The 5,706-nt window shown below is 66.4% G+C and carries 5 protein-coding genes; all 5 read right to left on the minus strand.

Annotated elements, in window-relative coordinates; all coding sequences use genetic code 11:
- Positions 1–850, minus strand: an 850-nt coding sequence (locus EOA23_RS30745) for a trimethylamine methyltransferase family protein (protein WP_189341768.1), incomplete at its 3' end; no start/stop codon positions are given.
- Positions 851–925: 75 nt separating this feature from the next.
- Positions 926–1,894, minus strand: coding sequence for a D-2-hydroxyacid dehydrogenase (locus EOA23_RS30750; RefSeq protein WP_127306888.1), 969 nt, complete (start codon positions 1,892–1,894; stop codon positions 926–928).
- A 7-nt stretch (positions 1,895–1,901) separates the two neighbouring features.
- On the minus strand, positions 1,902–2,810 hold the full coding sequence (locus EOA23_RS30755) for a dihydrodipicolinate synthase family protein (RefSeq protein ID WP_127306889.1): 909 nt from the start codon (positions 2,808–2,810) through the stop codon (positions 1,902–1,904).
- Positions 2,811–2,819: 9 nt separating this feature from the next.
- Entirely contained in the window at positions 2,820–3,389 is a 570-nt protein-coding gene (locus tag EOA23_RS30760) for a sarcosine oxidase (RefSeq protein ID WP_127306890.1), read from the minus strand.
- Between the two features lies 1 nt (position 3,390).
- On the minus strand, positions 3,391–5,706 hold a 2,316-nt coding region (locus EOA23_RS30765), incomplete at its 5' end, for a glycine cleavage T C-terminal barrel domain-containing protein (RefSeq protein WP_127306891.1).

Raw genomic sequence — 5,706 nt, forward strand, 5'->3', positions numbered from 1 at the left:
GAGACAGCTGCTGGCAGAGTGCTGCGGCAAGCGTCACCGGCGTCATCGCGCCCATCAGCGTGAAGGGGGTGACCGTCACCGGCTGGCCATGCTCGGCCATGGCGATCAGGCCTTCGGCCATCGCATCGTCGAAGAGGCGCGGCGAGTTGATCGAGATGATCGTGGTCACGCCCGGCGAAGCGCGCATCTCCTCGACCGAGATGCCGCGCGCGATCGCCATCATGTTGATGCCGTCCATCGCCCTGGCGCGGCCGATCGCGGTGCAATGGAAGGAGAGGTCGCTCAGCGTCAGATTGGCGTGATAGGTGTCGAGATGGCGCGAATTGGCCGGCAGCTCGATCGGCGCCACCACCTGGTTGCCGATGATGTGGATGGCGTTGAAATGGTGCGCTAGCCGGATGAAGTTCTGATAGTCGGGGAGGTTGCCTGGACGCCGGCCGTTGATGCGGTCATGCACGTTGGGCGGACCGGCGACCAGGCCGAAGACCAGCGAAGTGCCGCCGAAATGGAGCTGCTTGTCGGGGTTGCGGCTGGTCAGCGTGAAGGAGGAGGGAACGTTGCGCAGGGCTTCGGTGACAATGCTCTCGTCGATGCGGATGGTGTTGCTTTCGCGGTCGACGATGGCGCCTGCCTTGGCGAACAGGTCCATCACCTTCTCGCTCATGACGCGGATGCCGAGCTCCGACAGGATGCGCATCGATGTCTTGTGCAACTGCTCCATGCGCTCCTCGTCGAGAAGCTGCATGGGCGGGTAGGGGTTTTTCACGCTCTGCCACGGCAGTTGCGCGATGCCGCCGCCGCTGCGTCCGAGCTTCGATCGGCGACCGCCGCCACGCCTGTCCTGTGACATCGGACTACTCCCTCCCGATCCTCTTTTTTCGCAATTCCGGACGGAAAACCGTTCACACTTTTCCTGGAATTGCTTTCAATAGCCGCGTTCCGGATTGACCACATTCTCCAGCGGCTCGCCTTTGCGGTAGCGCGCCAGATTGTCGGCGAACATGCGCACCGACTTGATGTCCCAGCCGTCGTAGACCGCCGAGCAATGCGGCGTGATGACGACGTTTTCGTAACCCCAGAGCGGGTGCTCCGCCGGCAGCGGTTCGGTCGCGAAAACGTCGAGCGCCGCGCCCTTGATCCGCTTGTTGTCCAGCGCGCTCAACAACGCGGCTTCCTCGATGACGCCGCCGCGCGAAATGTCGATGAGCACGGCGGTCGCCTTCATCGCGGCAAATGCCGCTTCGCCCAGCAGGCCGCGCGTTGTGGGCAGCAATGGCACGCAGCAGACGATGAAATCGGCGCGGTCGATCAACGTCAGCAGCGCATCCGGGCCGTGCACCTCGTCGAGCGCCGGCATCGGCTTCGGCCGCGCGCGGATGCCGAGCGTGCGCATGCCCATGGCTTGCGCGCGGCACGCGACGGCTTCGCCCGTCTTGCCGAGGCCGACGATGAGGACGGTCTTGCCCTCAATCGGCTCGACGCGGCCGCCGCCCCATTGGCGGGCCTGCTGCCGGCGTTCGAAGCCGCGCAGGTCGAGCGAGAAGGAGAGCATGGCGCCGAGCGCGTATTCGGCGAGCATGCCGGCGGCGACGCCGGCCGAATTCGTCACGGTGACATGCGCCGGATTCCAACGGCCGAGATGGTCGGTGCCGGAGCCGCCGATCGACACCCATTTCACCGTCGGGCTCTCGACGAGAGCCTGGCGCGGATAACGCGGCGTGCCGTCGAAACGGACCGAATAGACCACCTCGGCGCTGATATGTTCGATCAGGGCAGGGAGGCCGGCATAGCTATCGCAGGCCTGGACGTCGAGGTCCGGATGCGTCTCGGCGAGTACGGCAAGCGCGCCGGCCGGCTTGTCGGTGTGCAGGATGATTGTTGGGCGCGCCGACATCGCGATCTCAATCGCGGCCGAGATGGTCGGCGGCGCTGCCCAGCGCCGCAATCAGCACCTGGCCGTTTTCCAGCGTCGCATTCTCATGCGGCGCGCGCAGGTTTAGCCAGCGCCGGTCGCCGGACTTGACCGCAAGCACCGCCTTCATCGCCGGGATCAGGCCAGCATCCTGGATCACCTTGCGGAACGCCTTGACGGCTGCATCCGCCTCCGTGACGTCTTCGCCCTGCCTTGCCGCATCGTAGAGGCGGCGGATGGCGGCGGCGTTCAGATTGACCGTGGCCGAAATGCAGCCGGCCGCGCCGCTGGCAAGACCCTTGGTGAGTTGCGCCTCCGAGCTTGGGAACACGGAGATATCGGGCGCGGCGGCGATGACGGCGGCGGTGTTGTTCCAGTCGACGGCGCTGTCCTTGTAGGCGACGACCGTGTCCGGAAAGGCCTTGCTCAGTCTGGCTGTCAGCGCCGGGCTGACCGGCACGCCGGAATTCTGCGGGATGTGGTAGAGGATCACCCGCATCGATGGCTTCGCCACCTTCTCGATCAGCTCGCTGTAATAGCGCGCCTGACCGTTGTCGCCGGCGCCGGTGTAGAAGAAGGACGGCAGCACCATGACCGCGGCGCAGCCGAGGCCGATGGCATGCGCCGACAATTCGACCGTTTCGGGAAGCGCGGTCACACCGGTGCCGGGCATCAGCCGGTCGGGCGCGATGCCAGCCTCGACCAGCCATTCCAGCGCCTGCATGCGTTCGCGCAGCGAAACCGACAGCGCTTCGCCGGTCGTGCCGAAGGGCGAGAGGAAATGCGCGCCCTGGCCGAGCACCCATTTGGCGTGGGAGATCCAGAGATCACGCGCGATGCGGCCGTCGTCCTCGAACGGCGTCAGGATGGGGGCGATGGTTCCTTGCGGGCGGGTCATGAATGTCCTCTATACTGTGTGGCCGGCCACTGCCGCGACGGCGCGGGCGAAGTAGGCCGAAGCGGTGATGTCGAACAGTATGTCGAAACCCGCCGGCGAACGAAACGTCACGGCCTCGATATGGCCGACGCGGGTCTGGGCGATCTCGTCGGTGCCGAATTTTTGCGGTCTCAGGTCCAGCGCGCACAGCGCGCTCATCGCTTCGGCAAGGCGAGGGCCGGAAAGGCGCATCCACGCCCAACCTTCCTCCCGCCATGATGAGTAGCCTTTCGGCGCCGCCGCGGCACGCCAGGTGTTTTTGACGTCAGCGAGCGTCTCGCCTGCGTCCTCGGCGAGAAGCAGGATGTCCTCATTGCCGAGGCGCAGGACCCGCATGCCACGGTGATCGCCGATGCGGTTGACGGCGGGGAGGGGAATGCCGTGCTGGCCGAGCCAGGCGGCACTGCCGCCGCCTTTCAGGCCGAAGCGCGGCTTGTCTGTAAGATCGCTCAGCGCGACCGCGCCGGAAATCAGCGTCGTGCCGTCGGCCGCGCCGCCGGGCATGAAAGGACAAATGCGAGTCGCTGCGCCGGCGTGCATCTTAGGTCTCCTGCCGCGCGTTGGTCGGGTCGAAGAAGGCGTGGGCGACGACAGGCGCCTCGACCAGCTCGCCGTTGCGGCACTTCACCGTCACGCGGCTGCCTTCCGCCTGGTCGTCGACATGGACATAGGCGAGCGCGATATGGCGCTCGAGCGACGGCGAATATCCGACCGATGTGATTTGGCCGACGGGAGCGCCGCCGCGCAGCACTAGGCAGCTTTCGCCGGGGATGTTGCTGGCGCCGGCAGGGAATTGCAGCCCGACCAGCTTGCGGGTCTGGCTCAGCCTGGCGCGCATCTCGATGGAGCGTTTGCCGACGAAGAACGGCTTCTTCTTCGAGACCGCCCAGCCGAAGCCCAGCTCATCAGGCGTGGTGATCGCATCCGTGTCCTGGCCGATCAGGATGTGGCCTTTCTCCAGGCGCAATATGCGCGAGGCCTCCAGGCCGTAGGGGCGCAAGTCGTGGGGCTTGCCCGCGGCCATCACCGCGTCCCACAGGCTGGGCGCCAGGCTTGAGGGGCAATGCAGTTCGTAGCTTAGCTCGCCGGTGAAGCCGATGCGCATCACCCGCACCGGAACGCCGGCGACCGTGCCTTCACAACCGCTCAGATAGGGGAAGGCGTCGCGGCTGAAATCGATGTCGCTCTGCAGCGCTTCGAGAACCTGGCGCGCCTTGGGTCCGGTGACGTTGAGGCCCGAGAACGCGCCGGTGAGGTTGAGCACGTCGACCTTCAGGTGCCATTCGGCATTCCAGAAAAGCATGTCGGCATAGACGCGGGCGACGGCGCCAGTGGTGGCCGTGACATAGAACTGGTCCTGCGCCATCCGGTAGGCGACCCCATCATCGACCACCGAGCCCATCTCGTTGAGCATCAGGCAATAGCGGACTCGGCCGACGGGCTGGTTGGCATGCGCCATCGTGTAGAGGCGGTCGAGAAATTCACCGGCGTCAGGCCCGCGGATTTCCAGCTTGCCCAGCGTCGAGACGTCGAGCAGGCCAACGCCTTCGCGCACCGCCAGGATTTCTTCGCGGACGGCTTCCTCAGCGCTACTTGCGTTGCCGTAATAGTAGGGCCGCCACCATGCGCCAACCGGCTTCATCGCGGCGTTCAGCGCGAGGTGCCGCGCATGCAGCGCGGTGCGGCGCTCCAGAGCTGCGTGATGGCCGGCAAGCACGGCGAGCGTTTCCGGCCCGACGGGAGGACGCGCCGTGGTGATGCCGATCTCGCCGACCGTCCGGCCGGTTGCCTCGGCGACGATCCGGGCGGTCGCCAGGGCCGAATGACGTCCCTGGCTCGGACCCATGCCGACGGTGGTGAAGCGCTTGACCAGCTCGATCTCGCGATAGCCGTCCTTGGTCGCGTTCTGCAGATCCTTGACCTGCAGATCCTCGTCGAAATCGACGAAGTCGCGTCCCTTGGGATCGGCGACGATGGGTTGTACGTATCGTGGTCGAATGGCTTTCGGTGTGACCGGAGGTTCTACCGCCACTGCATGCCCGAGCCGCGAGAGCGCGGCTGTCGCTGCTCGTTGGCCGTCGGTTATGGCGTCCTCGATCTCGTCCGTTCCGGCAACGGCGCCGGCCAGATGGACAGGGCCTTGCGGAAGCGTGATCGTCATCGTTTGCGTGTCGGCGTCGTAGCCGACCTTGCCGCCGGCCTGGCACGGCAATTGCCACGCCGGCGCCTGGCCGATCGAAACCGTCAGCAGGTCGCAGGCGATCCAGCTTCCGCCGACACGGACGTGGGCGAGGTGACGGTTGCCGGCGGTGCCTTCCGCCGCTTCGACCGTCGCGCCTTTGCGGATGGCGATGCCGTTATCGCGGAGTTCGGCCTCCAGCGGGCTGGCTTCACCGACGGATCTCGGATCGACAAGCTCGACCACCGACACGCCGGCGTCCAACAGATCGAGTGCCGTCCGGTAGCCGTCCTCGTTGGCCGCCAGCACCACGGCGCTCTGGCCGGGCCGCACGCCATAATGGCGGATCAGGCGCTGCGCGGCTCCGCCGAGCATGATCCCCGGCAGGTCGTTGTTGCGGAAGACGGCCGGCTGCTCGATGGCGCCGGTCGCCAGGATCACCTCGCGGGCGCGTGTCCGATGGAGGCGGTGGCCCTCGATCAGCGGCAGCCAATTGTCTTCGTACCAGCCATTGCAGACTGTGGCGGTCAGCAGCTTGAGATTTGGGAGGTTGGCAAGCCGCGACGCGAGGCCGGAGAGCAGCGCTGGATCGTAGCGGCCATAGCTCAGTGCGCCGCCGATCTCGGGATTCTCGTCGCACAGAACCACATCGGCGCCGGCATCCGCGGCGGCAATCGC

The sequence above is a fragment of the Mesorhizobium sp. M2A.F.Ca.ET.042.01.1.1 genome, assembly GCF_003997405.1.
Taxonomy (GTDB): domain Bacteria; phylum Pseudomonadota; class Alphaproteobacteria; order Rhizobiales; family Rhizobiaceae; genus Mesorhizobium.

Bases quoted from the DNA above. Each gene is read 5' to 3' on its own strand.
- EOA23_RS30750 (WP_127306888.1), bottom strand. From the start codon at position 1,894: ATGTCGGCGCGCCCAACAATCATCCTGCACACCGACAAGCCGGCCGGC.
- EOA23_RS30755 (WP_127306889.1), bottom strand. From the start codon at position 2,810: ATGACCCGCCCGCAAGGAACCATCGCCCCCATCCTGACGCCGTTCGAG.
- EOA23_RS30760 (WP_127306890.1), bottom strand. From the start codon at position 3,389: ATGCACGCCGGCGCAGCGACTCGCATTTGTCCTTTCATGCCCGGCGGC.